This window comes from Vibrio sp. CB1-5, from assembly GCF_059412285.1.
In genome coordinates this window covers 1-15,433 of the sequence record NZ_JBJHPB010000013.1, presented here as the reverse complement: position 1 = coordinate 15,433, position 15,433 = coordinate 1, and the positions used below count along the sequence as shown (strand labels likewise).

General features: G+C 47.6%; 16 protein-coding genes and 1 tRNA gene. 7 read left to right on the top strand and 10 right to left on the bottom strand.

What is annotated here, in order from left to right:
* Positions 1 to 56 precede the first annotated feature (56 nt).
* From ACJB0T_RS11075 to ACJB0T_RS11065, 3 genes are all read left to right on the top strand, one after another.
* Complete coding sequence (locus ACJB0T_RS11075; RefSeq protein WP_031493033.1) at positions 57 to 347, top strand: co-chaperone GroES; 291 nt, start codon at positions 57 to 59, stop codon at positions 345 to 347.
* Between the two features lie 68 nt (positions 348 to 415).
* A complete protein-coding gene (gene groL, locus ACJB0T_RS11070) occupies positions 416 to 2,053 on the top strand; it encodes a chaperonin GroEL (RefSeq protein WP_479288575.1) in 1,638 nt (545 codons plus the stop codon).
* Between the two features lie 185 nt (positions 2,054 to 2,238).
* Positions 2,239 to 2,802: a VC2662 family protein gene (locus ACJB0T_RS11065; protein ID WP_479288576.1), complete on the top strand. Its 564-nt coding sequence runs from the start codon at positions 2,239 to 2,241 to the stop codon at positions 2,800 to 2,802.
* A 57-nt stretch (positions 2,803 to 2,859) separates the two neighbouring features.
* On the opposite strand, the gene ACJB0T_RS11060 is transcribed toward ACJB0T_RS11065, so the two are convergent.
* Together ACJB0T_RS11060 and epmB are read right to left on the bottom strand one after the other, a co-directional pair.
* The gene (locus tag ACJB0T_RS11060; RefSeq protein WP_042478882.1) at positions 2,860 to 3,318 is read right to left on the bottom strand and encodes an MgtC/SapB family protein; all 459 of its coding nucleotides are present in this window, start codon (positions 3,316 to 3,318) and stop codon (positions 2,860 to 2,862) included.
* A 101-nt stretch (positions 3,319 to 3,419) separates the two neighbouring features.
* Positions 3,420 to 4,442 carry an EF-P beta-lysylation protein EpmB gene (gene epmB, locus ACJB0T_RS11055; RefSeq protein ID WP_479288578.1) on the bottom strand — a complete coding sequence of 341 codons (1,023 nt, stop codon included), beginning with the start codon at positions 4,440 to 4,442 and terminating at the stop codon, positions 3,420 to 3,422.
* Positions 4,443 to 4,475: 33 nt separating this feature from the next.
* Here epmB and efp point away from each other — a divergent pair, with 33 nt between their 5' ends.
* A complete protein-coding gene (gene efp, locus ACJB0T_RS11050) occupies positions 4,476 to 5,042 on the top strand; it encodes an elongation factor P (protein WP_042478865.1) in 567 nt (188 codons plus the stop codon).
* 71 nt (positions 5,043 to 5,113) lie between these two features.
* On the opposite strand, the gene frdD is transcribed toward efp, so the two are convergent.
* Genes frdD through frdA form a run of 4 tightly spaced genes read right to left on the bottom strand, consistent with a single transcriptional unit; the run spans position 5,114 to position 8,435 of the window.
* Positions 5,114 to 5,476 carry a fumarate reductase subunit FrdD gene (gene frdD / locus ACJB0T_RS11045; RefSeq protein ID WP_479288579.1) on the bottom strand — a complete coding sequence of 121 codons (363 nt, stop codon included), beginning with the start codon at positions 5,474 to 5,476 and terminating at the stop codon, positions 5,114 to 5,116.
* Between the two features lie 10 nt (positions 5,477 to 5,486).
* A complete protein-coding gene (frdC, locus tag ACJB0T_RS11040) occupies positions 5,487 to 5,870 on the bottom strand; it encodes a fumarate reductase subunit FrdC (RefSeq protein WP_479288581.1) in 384 nt (127 codons plus the stop codon).
* Between the two features lies 1 nt (position 5,871).
* Entirely contained in the window at positions 5,872 to 6,612 is a 741-nt protein-coding gene (locus tag ACJB0T_RS11035) for a succinate dehydrogenase/fumarate reductase iron-sulfur subunit (RefSeq protein ID WP_479288583.1), read from the bottom strand.
* Positions 6,612 to 8,435, bottom strand: a complete 1,824-nt coding sequence (frdA, locus tag ACJB0T_RS11030) for a fumarate reductase (quinol) flavoprotein subunit (RefSeq protein WP_479288585.1) — start codon at positions 8,433 to 8,435, stop codon at positions 6,612 to 6,614. Before frdA ends, ACJB0T_RS11035 begins: the two co-directional genes overlap by 1 nt.
* Positions 8,436 to 8,683: 248 nt before the next feature.
* On the opposite strand from frdA, the gene epmA reads away from it, so the two are divergent.
* The gene (gene epmA / locus ACJB0T_RS11025; RefSeq protein ID WP_479288587.1) at positions 8,684 to 9,658 is read left to right on the top strand and encodes an elongation factor P--(R)-beta-lysine ligase; all 975 of its coding nucleotides are present in this window, start codon (positions 8,684 to 8,686) and stop codon (positions 9,656 to 9,658) included.
* On the opposite strand, the gene ACJB0T_RS11020 is transcribed toward epmA, so the two are convergent.
* The 4 genes from ACJB0T_RS11020 to rsgA form a co-directional block, all read right to left on the bottom strand.
* The gene (locus ACJB0T_RS11020; protein WP_479288589.1) at positions 9,655 to 10,551 is read right to left on the bottom strand and encodes a DMT family transporter; all 897 of its coding nucleotides are present in this window, start codon (positions 10,549 to 10,551) and stop codon (positions 9,655 to 9,657) included. The genes epmA and ACJB0T_RS11020 overlap by 4 nt on opposite strands.
* 137 nt (positions 10,552 to 10,688) lie before the next feature.
* On the bottom strand, positions 10,689 to 12,104 hold the full coding sequence (locus ACJB0T_RS11015; protein WP_479288591.1) for an SLC13 family permease: 1,416 nt from the start codon (positions 12,102 to 12,104) through the stop codon (positions 10,689 to 10,691).
* Between the two features lie 232 nt (positions 12,105 to 12,336).
* Positions 12,337 to 13,239 carry an archaetidylserine decarboxylase gene (gene asd, locus ACJB0T_RS11010; RefSeq protein WP_479288593.1) on the bottom strand — a complete coding sequence of 301 codons (903 nt, stop codon included), beginning with the start codon at positions 13,237 to 13,239 and terminating at the stop codon, positions 12,337 to 12,339.
* A gap of 150 nt (positions 13,240 to 13,389) precedes the next feature.
* On the bottom strand, positions 13,390 to 14,445 hold the full coding sequence (gene rsgA, locus ACJB0T_RS11005; protein WP_479288594.1) for a small ribosomal subunit biogenesis GTPase RsgA: 1,056 nt from the start codon (positions 14,443 to 14,445) through the stop codon (positions 13,390 to 13,392).
* A 99-nt stretch (positions 14,446 to 14,544) separates the two neighbouring features.
* Between rsgA and orn the strand changes: the two genes are divergently transcribed.
* Both orn and ACJB0T_RS10995 read left to right on the top strand, forming a co-directional pair.
* The gene (gene orn / locus ACJB0T_RS11000; protein ID WP_479288596.1) at positions 14,545 to 15,090 is read left to right on the top strand and encodes an oligoribonuclease; all 546 of its coding nucleotides are present in this window, start codon (positions 14,545 to 14,547) and stop codon (positions 15,088 to 15,090) included.
* Between the two features lie 175 nt (positions 15,091 to 15,265).
* Positions 15,266 to 15,341, top strand: a tRNA-Gly gene (locus ACJB0T_RS10995).
* The last annotated feature ends 92 nt before the right edge of the window (positions 15,342 to 15,433 follow it).

The following is a 15,433-nucleotide window of genomic DNA, read 5'->3' as shown; positions in this document are numbered from 1 at the left end:
AAGGCCTTGAAGGCAACCTAATAAGCTAAATGGAAAATAATCAGGAGAATCGACCGATGAATATCCGTCCTCTACACGACCGAGTTATCGTTGAGCGCCAAGAAGTTGAATCTAAATCTGCTGGTGGCATCGTTTTAACTGGTTCTGCGGCAGAAAAATCAACACGTGGTACAGTTTTGGCTGTGGGCAAAGGCCGCATCCTAGAAAACGGCACTGTACAGCCGCTAGACGTGAAAGTAGGTGATACGGTGATCTTTGCTGAAGGCTACGGCACTAAGACAGAAAAGATCGACGGTAAAGAAGTTCTGATCATGTCTGAAAACGACATCATGGCTATCGTTGAATAATTAAGTAGACGTTGAGTAATTTTTTACTCTAAACAAGCTATCCACTGAATTTAGATAAGGAAATAACAATGGCTGCTAAAGACGTTAAGTTTGGTAACGACGCACGAGTTAAAATGCTAGAAGGTGTAAATGTTCTAGCGGATGCAGTAAAAGTAACACTAGGTCCTAAAGGCCGTAACGTAGTTCTAGACAAATCTTTCGGTGCACCAACTATCACTAAAGATGGTGTATCTGTGGCGCGCGAAATCGAACTTGAAGACAAGTTCCAAAACATGGGCGCACAAATGGTTAAAGAAGTAGCATCTCAAGCGAATGATGCTGCTGGTGACGGTACAACAACAGCAACAGTTCTAGCGCAAGCTATCGTAAACGAAGGCCTAAAAGCGGTTGCTGCTGGCATGAACCCAATGGATCTTAAGCGCGGCATCGACAAAGCTGTTATCGCTGCAGTTGAAGAGCTAAAAGCGCTGTCTGTTCCTTGTGAAGACACTAAAGCTATCGCTCAGGTTGGTACTATCTCTGCAAACTCTGATGAGAGCGTAGGTAACATCATTGCTGAAGCGATGGAAAAAGTAGGCCGTGACGGTGTTATCACGGTTGAAGAAGGTCAGGCTCTACAAGACGAGTTAGACGTGGTTGAAGGTATGCAGTTTGACCGCGGTTACCTATCGCCTTACTTCATCAACAACCAAGAAGCGGGTTCTGTTGATCTAGAAAGCCCATTCATCCTACTTATCGACAAGAAAGTATCGAACATCCGTGAGCTACTTCCTACTCTAGAAGCGGTTGCTAAAGCGTCTCGTCCACTGCTTATCATTGCAGAAGACGTAGAAGGTGAAGCACTAGCAACGCTAGTTGTGAACAACATGCGCGGCATCGTGAAAGTGGCTGCTGTTAAAGCGCCTGGTTTCGGTGACCGTCGTAAGTCTATGCTTCAAGATATCGCTGTCCTAACTGCGGGTACTGTGATCTCTGAAGAAGTGGGCCTAGACCTTGAAAAAGTAACGCTAGAAGACCTAGGTCAAGCGAAGCGCGTTTCTATCACTAAAGAAAACACGACTATCATCGATGGCGTGGGTGAAGAAGCGATGATTCAAGGCCGTGTTGCTCAAATTCGTCAACAAATCGAAGACGCGACGTCTGATTACGATAAAGAGAAACTTCAAGAGCGCGTAGCTAAGCTAGCTGGCGGTGTTGCGGTAATCAAAGTTGGCGCAGCAACTGAAGTTGAAATGAAAGAGAAGAAAGACCGCGTTGAAGATGCACTACACGCAACTCGCGCAGCGGTTGAAGAAGGCGTAGTAGCGGGCGGTGGTGTTGCACTAATCCGCGCAGCGTCGAAAGTGGCGGGTCTTGAAGGTTCGAACGAAGAGCAAAATGTGGGTATCCGCGTTGCACTTCGCGCAATGGAAGCACCAATTCGTCAAATCACTGCAAACGCAGGTGACGAAGAGTCTGTCGTTGCTAACAACGTGAAAGCGGGCGAAGGCAGCTACGGCTACAACGCAGCAACAGGTGAGTACGGCGACATGATCGCTATGGGTATTCTAGATCCAACTAAAGTAACTCGCTCTGCACTTCAGTTCGCAGCATCGGTTGCAGGTTTGATGATCACAACAGAAGCGATGGTGACCGACGCACCTCAGAAAGACGCGCCTGCAATGCCTGATATGGGCGGTATGGGTGGCATGCCTGGTATGATGTAATCCATCAGTGGATTCTGACAAAGCCGAAGGGAAACCTTCGGCTTTTTTGTGCTTGCTTCATAATTAACCAATACTTCGTGAGAGTGTTGCAGGATATGACAAAATCCTGATAAAACATATGGTCAGCGTCACTAGCATCACCTACAATTATCAGTTGATAACAAAAAAAGTCAGTGGAGACTATTATGAAAAAAGCAGTAGCAGTACTAGCAGTGGCAGCAGCAATGGCATCACCATTGGCGCTTGCTGAAAGCACTCCAGTGATGTTCTCATCACTAAACGGTTTCAACGCACCTGATGCAAATGCAGTAGGTGGCGTACGTCTAGCGGTTCTTCACGGTCAAGTGAACGAAGTGAAAGGTGTGGATTTCTCTCTACTAGGGATGTCTGAAACTCAGCGTACAACGGGTGTGAACTTCGGTCTGTTCTTTGGTGCTTCTAAAGTGACTCAAGAAATGAAAGGTGCTTCTCTAGGTATCTTCAACTGGAACACAGGTAAAACGACGGGTGTGAACCTTGCGGCAGTGAACGTGACTAACGATGTGAAAGGTCTCAACTGGAGTGCGGTGAACTACTCTGAAGGCTACACAATGGCAGACATTGGTATTGCGAGCTTCTCAAACAAGTCTAACTTCCAGTTTGGTCTTTTCAACAAGACTAACACTATCGATGGTGTACAGATTGGTCTGATCAACTGTGCAGACAACGGCTTCCTTAAGTGCTTCCCAATCATCAACTTTGCGAAGTAATTTTGACTCTAGTTTAGAGTGCTAAAAATCGATAAAGCCCTGCACAAGCAGGGCTTTTTACTTTCTCATTCGGTTGCGATTCTGCATAGTTTGGTGAACGCCACGTCGTAAGCTCTTAAAACTGCTTTCAATCTTATCGACGCCAAGTAGTACCGTTAGCGCCAACACCGTTAGGATCACTGATTCTTTGTGATGTCCCAGCCCTATCATCATGCCGAGACCGGCCAACACCCAGATCACCGCTGCAGACGTTACCCCATGGATTTTACCATCTTGAGTCATCATCACCCCTGCGCCCAAAAAGCCCACTCCAGTAATGATTTGACCGAGTACACGCGCTTGATCTAGCGTGTTAGGGGAGAGCGATACTGCCATGGACATAAACAGGTAAGTACCAGAGACGATTAAGATAGCGGTGCGAATGCCTACTGGCTTACCACGAGTTTGTCGTTCAAGACCTACCAGGGCACCGTTGAGAACACAGGCTCCCAAAGCTTGCCATGAGAATGGTCCCATATCGAGTAGTTGTGTCAGTTCCACATTGCCTCCTAAAAAGCGCAGTATCTGACTAAAAGACCGCCTGATCGAACAAAATCATTTTGTCGAGACGGAAAAAATTACTCGAGATGCAAATCAAGTGGCGTTTTGCTCGCCTTGCCGCCTTCTTCTCGCGTGAGCTTAGGCACAAGGTACCCTGAGACACGAGCAATCAGACCTTGGATGATTGCTTTCGCTTGTTCATCACTGATGTAGAAATGCGCTGCACCTTGCACTTTATCGAGTACATGCAGGTAATACGGCAGAATTCCTGCGCCAAACAGCGCGTGGCTAAGCTCGAACTGAGCCTCCACGCTATCGTTGACTCCTTTGAGCAGTACGCCTTGATTGAGAAGTGTCGTACCGCTAGCTTTAATACGCGTCATCGCTAGCTTGAGCTCATTATCTATCTCGTTGGCATGGTTGATATGAGTGACCAGCACAGTATTGAGACGAGTGTTTGCTAGCAAGAGGCAAAGCTGCTCCGTAATTCGCGCCGGTATCACGACCGGAAGGCGAGAATGAATTCGAAGCGTTTTAAGATGTGGGATCTGTTCAGCACGTTCAATTAGCCAACTAAGTTCACTATCTTTGGCCATCAATGGATCGCCGCCAGATAAGATGAGCTCATCAATTTCCGGTTTGTCAGCGATGTAGTCGAGCGCCAATTGCCAGTTGCCTTTGCTACCTTTGTTCTCGTCGTACGGAAAATGGCGGCGAAAGCAGTAGCGACAGTTCACTGCACAGCCACCTTTTACAATCATCAAAGCACGATTGTGGTATTTGTGTAGTAGGCCAGGTACCGCGTTATCTTGCTCTTCGAGTGGATCTTCGGAGTAGCCATCGTGGACTTCAAATTCTTGGCTAAGAGGTAGCACCTGTCTTAGCAAAGGATCGTACGGGTTGCCTTTTTCCATACGATCGACAAAGCTTTGAGGAACACGCATGGGAAACAAACGTCTTGCCTTAAGTCCGTTTTCCCAGGGGGTCGCCTCAATTTCTAACTGCTCAAGCAGTTTGTAAGGGTCTGAGATCGCATTCGATAGCTGTTTGAGCCAGTTTTGCTCAACAGAAACAAGATTTCGGGTTATGATAGGCGACATTAAATTTAACTCGAAGAACACTAAGAGGATACAATGGCTACTGTTAGCACCAATGAATTTAAAGGCGGTCTTAAACTAATGCTGGACAACGAGCCTTGCGTAATTCTAGAAAATGAATACGTGAAGCCAGGTAAAGGTCAAGCGTTCAACCGCGTTAAAATTCGTAAGCTACTGTCTGGTAAAGTTCTAGAGAAAACCTTCAAGTCTGGCGAAACTGTTGAAGTTGCTGACGTGATGGATATCGACCTAGATTACCTATACACAGATGGTGAATTCTACCACTTTATGAACAGCGAAACATTCGAACAGATCGCTGCAGACGTTAAAGCGGTTGGCGATAACGCGAAATGGTTGGTAGAAAACAACACTTGTATGATTACTCTTTGGAATGGTAACCCAATTACTGTAACTCCGCCTAACTTTGTTGAGCTAGAAGTAACAGAAACGGATCCAGGTCTGAAAGGTGATACACAAGGTACTGGTGGTAAGCCTGCAACACTAACAACTGGCGCTGTGGTACGTGTACCGCTATTTATCCAGATTGGTGAAGTGATCAAAGTTGATACTCGTACTGCGGAATACGTAGGTCGCGTTAAGTAATCAGCTTAAAGTGAAGAATTTGAAAGGTCGCCAAATGGCGACCTTTTTAGTCTTCGTGTCACTAAAAGCGATTAGATCATAAAAATGAAGATAACCGACAGTGCACTGATTAGCGCTGCGAAGAAGTAGCAAACAATCTTACCAACCACACCTGCATGGAATTTGAGGTCATGCATGCCGTGGTGTAGGCGGTGCATTGCATGCCACATTGGCAGTGCTAGGGTAGCGATAATAAATAGCGCGCCGATGATGCTAGTCGCGAATTCTGCCACTCGCTCATAGCTCATCGCCTCTGGGCTGATAATGCCCATTGGCACTAGGATGCCCAGCACAAGTACAGTGACAGGGGTGATCATGGCAAACCATGTTCCACCGGCACCAAACAGTCCCCACCATACGGGTTCGTCAGAGCGTTTTGGGTTTTGATTAATCACGATTCACTCCTTATACAATGATGAGAACAACTAGTGAAATAGCTGCAACCGCCGCCCACTGTGCTAGGACAATGGTCTTCTTCTCGACTGGCTTGCCTTTCAGTTTGATTGGCATAACTTGTGGCATCATGCTGAAGAAGGTTTGAGCGTGGAATAGGCTTCCCGCAAGCGCTACGATGTTGATCGCGATAACAATTGGGTTAGCCATAAAGTCCAGCCAGCCTTGCCAAGCTTCTGGACCTTTCACTAGCGAACCTAGACCAAATGTCAGGAAGAGTGTGAATAGGATCAGAGGCAGTACCGTTGCTTCACGCAGCATGTAGAAGCGGTAAAATGGGTGATCTTTCCACCAAGTTCGCTTCATTTCACGAACATAAGGTTTTCTGTTGCTCATCTTATGCCTCCTGTGGTTTTAGCATGGCAATAACGAAGTCTTGTGAAGACGCCACTTTGCCTTGGTTTACCGCTGCTGCTGGGTCAACGTTCTTCGGACACACTTCAGAGCAGTAGCCTACAAACGTACAACCCCAAGCACCGTTCTCGCCGTTGATCATCTTCATACGTTCAGCCGCACCATTATCACGGCTGTCGAGGTTATAACGATGCGCCAGTGTCAGTGCAGCAGGACCGATGAATTCAGGGTTAAGACCGAACTGAGGACATGCCGCGTAGCAAAGACCACAGTTGATACAACCAGCAAACTGCTTGTACTTCGCCATTTGCTCAGGTGTTTGGATGTTGGTGCCATCTTCTGGCTTGCGATCGTTACCAATGATGTATGGCTTGATGGCTTCTAGGCGCTCGATAAACGGCGTCATGTCTACAATCAAGTCTTTCTCGATTGGGAAGTTCGCAAGTGGCTCAATCTTTAGACCATTTTGGTGATCACGGAGGAAGCTCTTACATGCCAATTTTGGCACGCCGTTGACCATGATGCCGCAAGAGCCACAAATCGCCATGCGGCAAGACCAACGATAAGATAGGTCTTTGTCTAGGTGGTCTTTGATGTAACCAATCGCATCGAGTACAGACATGGTCTCATCGAACGGTACTTCAAAGGTTTGGAAATACGGTTCTACGTCTTTCTCTGGGTCGTAGCGCAGGATTTCCACTTTCTGAATACGGTTTGCTGACATTATGCTTGCTCCTCCGCATTTTGATCTTTGTTGGCTTGCTTCGCCGCTTCTTCTGCTGCCGCTTTTTCAGCCGCTTCACCGTATAGACGTGCCTTAGGCTGCGACTTAGTGATGGTAACGTTGCTATAGTCAATACTTGGTGCATTGTCTTCGTTAAAGAAGGCTAGCGAGTGTTTTAGGTAGTTCTCATCATCACGCTCAGTACAACCATCATCTAGACGTTGGTGTGCACCACGAGACTCTTTACGCAAGATTGCAGAGTGAACCATAGCTTCAGCGACTTCTAGGCCGTAACCCACTTCAATGGCGTACAGCAGGTCAGTGTTGAACACTTTACCTTTGTCTTTGATACTAATTTTCTTATAGCGCTGTTTCAGCTCGGCAATCTTCTCAAGCGTCGCTTGCATCAGATCTTCTTGGCGGTAGATACCACAGCCCGCTTCCATGGTGTGACCCATTTCAGTGCGGATTTCTGCCCAGTTTTCATCGCCCTCTTGATTCATTAGTGCGGCAATGCGTGCTTCTACTGCCTTCACTTGCTCTTCAATAGCGCTGTCATCCCAGCCCTTGAACGCTTTAGCGCGCTCAACCGCTTGCTCACCGGCAACACGGCCGAAGACGACAAACTCAGCGAGCGAGTTAGAACCTAGACGGTTCGCACCGTGGAGGCCGACCGACGCACACTCACCCACAGCGAATAGACCTTGGATACGAGTTTCACAAGTACCGTTGGTTTCAATACCACCCATGGTGTAGTGCACGGTTGGACGAATTGGGATTGGCTCTTTTGCAGGGTCAACGTTGACGTACGCTTTTGCGAGCTCACAGATAAATGGAAGACGTTCTTGCAGGTACTCTTCACCAAGGTGGCGAAGATCAAGGTGAACCACATCGCCCAGTGGGTGCTTGATGGTGTTGCCTTTTTGCTGCTCATGCCAGAATGCTTGAGAAACTTTGTCACGAGGACCGAGTTCCATGTATTTGTTTTTCGGCTCACCAACCGGTGTTTCAGGGCCCATGCCATAGTCTTGTAGGTAACGGTAGCCGTTCTTGTTGACGATGATACCGCCTTCACCACGACAACCTTCGGTCATTAGAATCCCGGTACCAGGCAGACCTGTTGGGTGGTACTGAACAAACTCCATATCACGCAGTGGAACGCCGTGACGATATGCCATCGCCATGCCGTCGCCAGTCACGATGCCGCCGTTAGTATTACAGTGATAAACACGGCCCGCACCGCCAGTGGCTAAGACAACTGATTTTGCCTTGATAGTGACAAGCTCACCTTCAGACATATGAATAGCAATCAGGCCCTGAACCTCGCCTTCAACCACAAGTAGGTCAACCACAAAGTACTCATCAAATCGTTTGATTTGATCGTACTTCATCGACGTTTGGAACAGAGTATGTAGCATATGGAAGCCGGTTTTATCCGCCGCAAACCATGTGCGTTCTACCTTCATACCACCGAAACGACGGACGTTCACTTCACCGTTTTCTTTACGGCTCCATGGACAACCCCATTGTTCCATCTGGATCATTTCACGTGTGGCATTTTCAACGAAATATTCAACAACATCCTGTTCACAAAGCCAGTCACCACCGCCAACGGTATCGTTGAAGTGGTTATCTAGGCTATCTTCATCCTTAATTACAGCCGCAGAACCACCTTCAGCTGCCACGGTATGTGAACGCATAGGGTAGACTTTAGAGATCAGAGCTACTTCCATTTCTGGGTTAGCTTCTGCTGCTGCAATGGCAGTACGAAGACCAGCGCCGCCTGCGCCGATGACTGCGATATCTGTGGTAATTGTTTTCACAGTTATCCTCCAGTGTGTGAGAGCGAGTTTTGCTCGCGAGTTATAGTTAAAGGCTTGAAAGCTTTTTTTATTAAGGCAATCAGTTTAGATAAGCAGCGTGGCAAAAAAATTGACTGAGTTAGGTTTTTGCTCCGGTAATGCATGACGAGGCATAGTATTTCTATGATGTGTGATTAATATCACTTGTGATTGAGAACTTTTGAGTCCGCACTTACAATAATTAATAACATTAACTAATGAGTTTGATAATGATTACCAACCAGTGGCAGCCCACAGCATCTATGGCGTTACTCAAAAAGCGCGCCGAGCTGATTCAGTCAATTCGCAGCTTCTTTATGACAAGAGAGGTAATGGAAGTCGACACACCGGCGATGAGTCATGCCACGGTGACCGATGTGCATTTGCATACCTTTAAGACGGAATTTGTCGGCCCTGGGTATGCCGATGGTCGCCAGCTTTATTTTATGACCAGTCCCGAATTTCATATGAAGCGACTGTTAGCGGCTGGTAGTGGGTCTATCTATCAGATAAACAAAGCATTTCGTAATGAAGAGAGCGGTCGCCATCACAACCCAGAGTTCACCATGCTTGAGTGGTATCGCGTTGGGTTTGATCACCATCAGTTGATGGATGAGATGGACGAGTTACTGATGATGGTACTTGGTTGCGGTCATGCTGAACGTATGACTTATCAGCAGGCGTTTATCACGCACCTCGGCATTTGCCCTTTGAGTGCAGAGATGTCTTCGCTACGAGAAGCTGCAGCACCGCTAGGTTTGAGTGATATTGCTGATAAAGAGCAAGATCGCGATACGCTACTACAGTTGCTGTTTAGCATGGGCGTTGAGACTCAAATTGGGAAAGACGCGCCTGCCTTTGTTTACGATTTTCCAGCCTCACAAGCCGCGCTTGCTAAAGTGAATCCAGAAGATGAGCGTGTTGCTGATCGCTTTGAAGTCTATTTCAAAGGCATTGAGTTAGCGAACGGGTTTCATGAACTGGACAACCCGGAAGAGCAATTAGCACGCTTTGAAGAGGACAATCAAAAGCGGTTGCAGATGGGCCTTGCACCTCAGCCGATTGATCATCATTTGATCGAGGCGTTAAGAGCGGGTTTGCCCGCTTGCGCTGGAGTAGCGTTGGGCATCGACAGACTCATTATGCTCGCGCTGGGCGCAACTCATATCGATGAGGTTGTCGCTTTCACTTTCCCTAGAGCCTAACTCACCAAAATACTGGTGCCGATGACAGCCAACGCGGCACCAAGCCAGGCGTACTTATTGGGTCTTTGCTTGGTGTAAATCCATAGTAGTGGCAATACCATAATCGGCGTGGTTGATGAGAGTAGCGCAACCATGCCCACATTGCCTGTCTGCAGCGCAAACAGAATCAACGTCATACCGACGGCCATGGCGAGAAAGCCATTGAGCGCGGTAATACAAAAAATGGACCAGTTAATCGGGTTCAAGCTCTTCGCGTGTCTAGCGCCGGTAAATAAGAACAGGCTATGAGCAACAAATGCGGTGATCATACGAATTGCAGAGGCCGCGACAGGGTCGATACTGGTTTGCATCACTGGCTTAGCAATAATGCCGCCTAGTGCCTGGCACAGTGCAGCGGTGATCCCCAAACTAACCCCAAACCAAACATTACCTTTGATGGTTTCAAGTTCACTCGTTTTACTGTTGTTTGAGCCTCTACGGCCAAAGAAAATGGCGGTAGCAACGCCAGAGAAAACCAATGCAGACCCTAGAAGTTCGATGGGTGACATGGTCTCTGAGAAAAGAAAATAGCCTAGTACGGCAGAGAATACCGCGTGACAAGAGAATAGCAGTCCTGCCTGTCTTGGCCCCATTCGATTTAAGCATGCGAACAGTGCGGTATCCCCGATAAAGATGCCGATTAAACCCGAGAGCATCATTGGCGTGATATGCACGGACTCAACGCTTGCCCAGCCGCCCGTGATGGCCGCCATTGATGAAAGCATTAAGGCGGTGCAGCCCATTCGCCATCGACTATAAGAAAATGAGCCCAAATGTTTGGCTGGCTTCACCGAGATAATGCTTGAAACCGCCCACAAAAAGGCAGCGATCAGTGCCAGCCATTCAAATCCCATTGCTATCCCTAGTCCTTGCTCAGTGCTGCGATGCGAGCACCATTGATTATTCGATGATTTAACTAGGTTTTACTATGAGGTCTTGGAAAGTGCAATTGAAATCCTCTCACCTTGGCAAGAGGATTCCACTTCGGGGGCTAGGTAAAGATCAGCATCGCCGCGTAGACGATTATTAGGCCAATAATACCGATGATAAGACCGGTTTTTGCCATGTCTTTGCTCTCAATAAGCCCAGTAGAGTAGGCCAATGAATTGGGCGGGGTAGAGACGGGCAGAATCATACCGAGAGAGGCTGAGAACGCGACGACAACCAATAGGCCTTGTAAGCCACCTATGGCGGCCAAACTCTCCATCGAGGCACCAATAGCGGCGGCAATGGGCATGAGCAGGTTAGCGGTTGCGGTATTGGACATAAAGTTGGCCATCAACCAACAGACAATCGACAGAGTAATGACGACTGCGACCGGAGACAAAGACTCGTAGTCAATGGCATGAGCCAGTGCTTCAGCGAGCCCAGTTTTATCAAGACCGATACCAATGGCAATACCACCGGCAACCAGCCACAACACATCCCAGTTGATCAGTTTGAGCTCTTCTTTACCCATGATGCCGGTTAGAGTGAACACCGCCAGTGGGATGATTGAGACCACATAGGTGTTCATGCCGTGCAGTTTGGTGGTCATCCATAACAAGATAGTTGCTGCGAAGGTGGCATACACTACCATAGCGCGCCAGTTACGCTGGAATTTCCCTTCAAGCTTGAGCACCATTTTGTCTTCTGAAGAAGGGAAGAGCTTTTGCAGCAGAAACCAAGCGATGGTGAGCTGAATAATCACAAACGGTAGGCCCATCATCATCCACTGTAGAAAGTCGATGCTGTTCTCACCGGTTAGGTATTGCAGAGCAATCGCATTGGGTGGGGTACCAATAGGAGTCGCGATACCACCCGTATTGGCAGCGATAGGAATACATAGCACTAAGGCTTTAATACCTAAGTCTCCCTTTGGTGCTGATGCCACAATGGGGCCAAGCAGCGCCAGCATCATTACTGTGGTGGCGGTATTGGACATAAACATCGAGAACACAGCTGTAATCAACATCAGGCCAAGCATGATAAAGCGAGGTTGGTTGCCAAAAGGGCGTAGCAGGACTCGAGCTAAGTTGTTATCAAGCTCATACTTAGAAGCGGCAATTGCCAATGCAAACCCGCCCATAAATAGAATGATGATAGGCGAGGAAAAGGCGCTGAAGATGTCGGTATACACCAATAGTTCACCGATATCATGGCCTGCTGGTGGCGTACGGAACAGATGCAACCCTTTGTCTGAAATCATCACCAGCTCAAGGGCAATAATCAATATCGACGTAGCAAACACTGGTACGGGTTCCAGCACCCAAAGTAAGGCAGCGAGCAGGAAAATGGCCAACAAACGGTGCTGGATCAGCGTGAGATCGTCGATGGGTATCCAATCAATCGGCATCATCAAGACGCCAAAGGGCACTAAAAAGCAGATAAGCAGCCTGATTAGTGTCCCGCTATTCATTTTTGGCATGGGGCGGCACCTGGGTTAAAAGTGAGACTGCCGCATAGGTTAAAATATAAACGCCGTTCGGTCTTGGACAGGCGTTAAAGTTTTGAAAAGTCGAGGGAAGATTTGGAACGTGTTTTGTTTTGCGTCAAGAATTGAGGCGGTAATCATGACGTGATGCTGCTGGTGGATGTGCTACAGGCAATAAAAAACGGCGCCGTTGCGCCGTTCTCAATAATTAAGCTTGCTAAGTTGATTAGCTATTCGAGTCGGTTTCAGTCTCAGAAGCTTCAGTTTCAAGGCCTAGGGCATGCGCGAAAGGCGTACCCATTACCGTTGACGCATTGTTTTCCATGCTGTCATCAAAACGAATGCTGTCTTTAGCAAACAGGTTGATAACCGTTGAGCCTAGCTTAAAGCGACCCATCTCTTCACCCTTCTTAAGGATGATGGCCTTATCGCCTTCTGCAGGGTAATCCCAAGTGTATACAGTGTTACCACGCGGTGGCGTCACGGTACCTGCCCATACTAGCTCAATAGCACCAACAATGGTTGCACCTACAAGCACTTGTGCCATCGGACCAAACTCGGTATCGAAGATACAAACCACACGCTCGTTACGAGCGAATAGGTTTGGAACATTCTCAGCCGTCAGTGGGTTTACCGAGAATAGGTCACCCGGTACGTAAATCATCTGGCGCAGTGTACCATCACATGGCATGTGAACACGATGGTAGTCACGTGGTGATAGGTACAAAGTCGCAAATTCACCTTCAGCAAACTCGGCCGCAAGCTCTGGGCTGCCACCTAGCAGTTCTTGAGCGGTGTAGTCATGGTTTTTCGCTTGGATAAGCTTACCGTCAGTGATAGGGCCAAATTGGCTGACGCACGCATCCGCTGGGTGAGCGATAACAGACTCGCCCTCGGCGATAGGGCGCATACCCGGCTTTAACTCACGAACGAAAAACTCGTTAAACGTTTTGAAGTGTTTTGGGTCGCTGTGCAGCGCTTCGTCCATGTTGACGTTATATTGCTTGATAAACCAACGAATGATCGCTGTTGTCAGACCGCCTGCTTTTGCTGATGCCAGTTTACCTACTAGGCGTGTTAGGCCATGTTGAGGTATCCAGTATTGCAGTCCAACTTTAATCTTATCCATTGTCTAAAATTCCAACGTTAATTGATTGATATTACTTCAGGGCGCGAGATACTAATGGAAATCGCTTCAAATGTCAGCAAATTGTGACAAGCAGACGGACAGACTGTTAAATCCGTCCGACTCTCTCAGAGTGACAAAACGCTCTAAGAATTACAGGTCGGCTTTTTTGCTGCGTGAGTATTGACGGTTGGCTTTGCCTTCGCCCATGCTTTCGATAATGCGGTGGTAGTTATCAAATCGAACCTGATCAATTTTTCCTTCTTCCACGGCTTCACGCAGAATGCAGCCTGGGTCGTCTAAGTGCTTGCAATCACGGAACTTACAGCCGCCAAGGTAGGGCTTGAACTCAACAAACGCTTCCGTGACTTCGCTTGGCTCTAAGTGCCAAAGGCCGAATTCACGCACTCCCGGCGAGTCAATCAGATCGCCACCCGATGGGAAGTGATACAGTCTTGCAGCGGTCGTGGTATGTTGACCCAAACCTGAGTTTTCAGAAACAGCACCTTCCTCTACGTCAAGTTCTGGCATCAATGCGTTCACTAAGCTGGATTTACCCACGCCAGACTGTCCAACGAAGATATTGATCTTATCTTTAAGGTAGGACTCTAGCTCTGCAATGCCTTCGCCCGACTCTTTACTGACTAAAAGCACCTTGTAACCGATGTTTTTGTACACATCGAGTAGCTGATAGAAGGCTTCGCGCTCCTCTTCTGGTATTAGGTCGATCTTGTTAAGTACGACTAATGGCGCAATTTGCAGTGTTTCTGAGGCGATCAGGTAGCGATCGATAATATTCAGCGAAAGCTCTGGTACAACTGCAGAGACAATCACCATTTGATCCACGTTAGCGGCAACAGGCTTTAGGCCGTCGTAATAATCAGGGCGCGTTAGCATCGATGTTCTGGGCTCTACCACTTCAACAACACCGGATATGCCATGCATTGACTCTAGACCAATTCGCCATTTTACGCGGTCGCCAGACACCAAGGATTCAATACCACGGCGCAGGTTACAGCGGTGGATTTCTTTGGTTTCCAAGTCCTCGATATCTGCATGCTGGCCGAATCGAGTGATCACTAGCCCCTGCTTAACACCGCCAAGCATGGTCTCATCCCATTGGATGGTTTCTTCTTTTGCCAGTTTCTTCTTTTGGTTGCTGCGTACACGACGCACTTGACCTTTGGTCAGTTTTTTCTTTTTCGCCACGATATTTCATTGATGCGAATCGCATCAAACCATTTTGGTTACTGAATTTAATTTCGGTATAGTACCTCTTTTAACAGAAAACAAATAGACGAGGGCGTTATGTCTTTCAGCGATGACAATTTGATCTGGGTCGATCTAGAGATGACTGGACTGGATCCTGAGACACACAAAATCATCGAGATCGCGAGCATTGTGACCGATAGCGAATTGAATATCTTGGCTGAAGGACCGGTTATTGCCATCCATCAACCAGAAACCGAACTCGCGAAAATGGACGATTGGTGCACAAATACTCATACCGCAAGCGGGCTGGTGGCACGCGTTCAAGCGAGTGAACACGATGAAGAGAGCGCCATTCGTGAGACGATCACGTTTTTGGAGAAATGGGTGCCGAAAGGTAAGTCGCCTATTTGTGGTAACAGTATTGGCCAGGATCGCCGTTTCCTCTACAAGCATATGCCTGAGCTTGAGGAATACTTCCACTATCGCTACGTCGATGTGAGTACGATTAAAGAACTGACTCGTCGCTGGAAACCGGAAGTTCTAGATGGTTTTTCTAAACAAGGTACACACCTAGCTTTGGATGACATTCGTGAGTCGATTGCCGAACTTAAGTACTACCGTGAAACTATTTTCACTATTTGATCGTTGAATACTTGTTAAAAACAAGGACTTTGGGCTGCGATAGAGAGAAGAATATCGAAAAATTGTGTGCTTTTTCATCAAACGGGAAAAAAGATCATTTTTTTATTGATAAGGACTTGCATCACAAAAAAATGCTCTTATAATTCGCAGCCCTGAACGACGAAAGACGTTCAATGCGACACTAGCTCAGTTGGTAGAGCGCAATCTTGCCAAGGTTGAGGTCACGAGTTCGAACCTCGTGTGTCGCTCCAAATTAATAAGCTCTCATCATGCTTTGAATGGTGACTACGGACGCGGGGTGGAGCAGCTTGGTAGCTCGTCGGGCTCATAACCCGAAGGTCGT

Bases quoted from the DNA above. Each gene is read 5' to 3' on its own strand.
- ACJB0T_RS11075 (WP_031493033.1), top strand. From the start codon at position 57: ATGAATATCCGTCCTCTACACGACCGAGTTATCGTTGAGCGCCAAGAA.
- groL (WP_479288575.1), top strand. From the start codon at position 416: ATGGCTGCTAAAGACGTTAAGTTTGGTAACGACGCACGAGTTAAAATG.
- ACJB0T_RS11065 (WP_479288576.1), top strand. From the start codon at position 2,239: ATGAAAAAAGCAGTAGCAGTACTAGCAGTGGCAGCAGCAATGGCATCA.
- ACJB0T_RS11060 (WP_042478882.1), bottom strand. From the start codon at position 3,318: ATGGGACCATTCTCATGGCAAGCTTTGGGAGCCTGTGTTCTCAACGGT.
- epmB (WP_479288578.1), bottom strand. From the start codon at position 4,442: ATGTCGCCTATCATAACCCGAAATCTTGTTTCTGTTGAGCAAAACTGG.
- efp (WP_042478865.1), top strand. From the start codon at position 4,476: ATGGCTACTGTTAGCACCAATGAATTTAAAGGCGGTCTTAAACTAATG.
- frdC (WP_479288581.1), bottom strand. From the start codon at position 5,870: ATGAGCAACAGAAAACCTTATGTTCGTGAAATGAAGCGAACTTGGTGG.
- ACJB0T_RS11035 (WP_479288583.1), bottom strand. From the start codon at position 6,612: ATGTCAGCAAACCGTATTCAGAAAGTGGAAATCCTGCGCTACGACCCA.
- epmA (WP_479288587.1), top strand. From the start codon at position 8,684: ATGATTACCAACCAGTGGCAGCCCACAGCATCTATGGCGTTACTCAAA.
- ACJB0T_RS11020 (WP_479288589.1), bottom strand. From the start codon at position 10,551: ATGGGATTTGAATGGCTGGCACTGATCGCTGCCTTTTTGTGGGCGGTT.
- ACJB0T_RS11015 (WP_479288591.1), bottom strand. From the start codon at position 12,104: ATGCCAAAAATGAATAGCGGGACACTAATCAGGCTGCTTATCTGCTTT.
- asd (WP_479288593.1), bottom strand. From the start codon at position 13,239: ATGGATAAGATTAAAGTTGGACTGCAATACTGGATACCTCAACATGGC.
- orn (WP_479288596.1), top strand. From the start codon at position 14,545: ATGTCTTTCAGCGATGACAATTTGATCTGGGTCGATCTAGAGATGACT.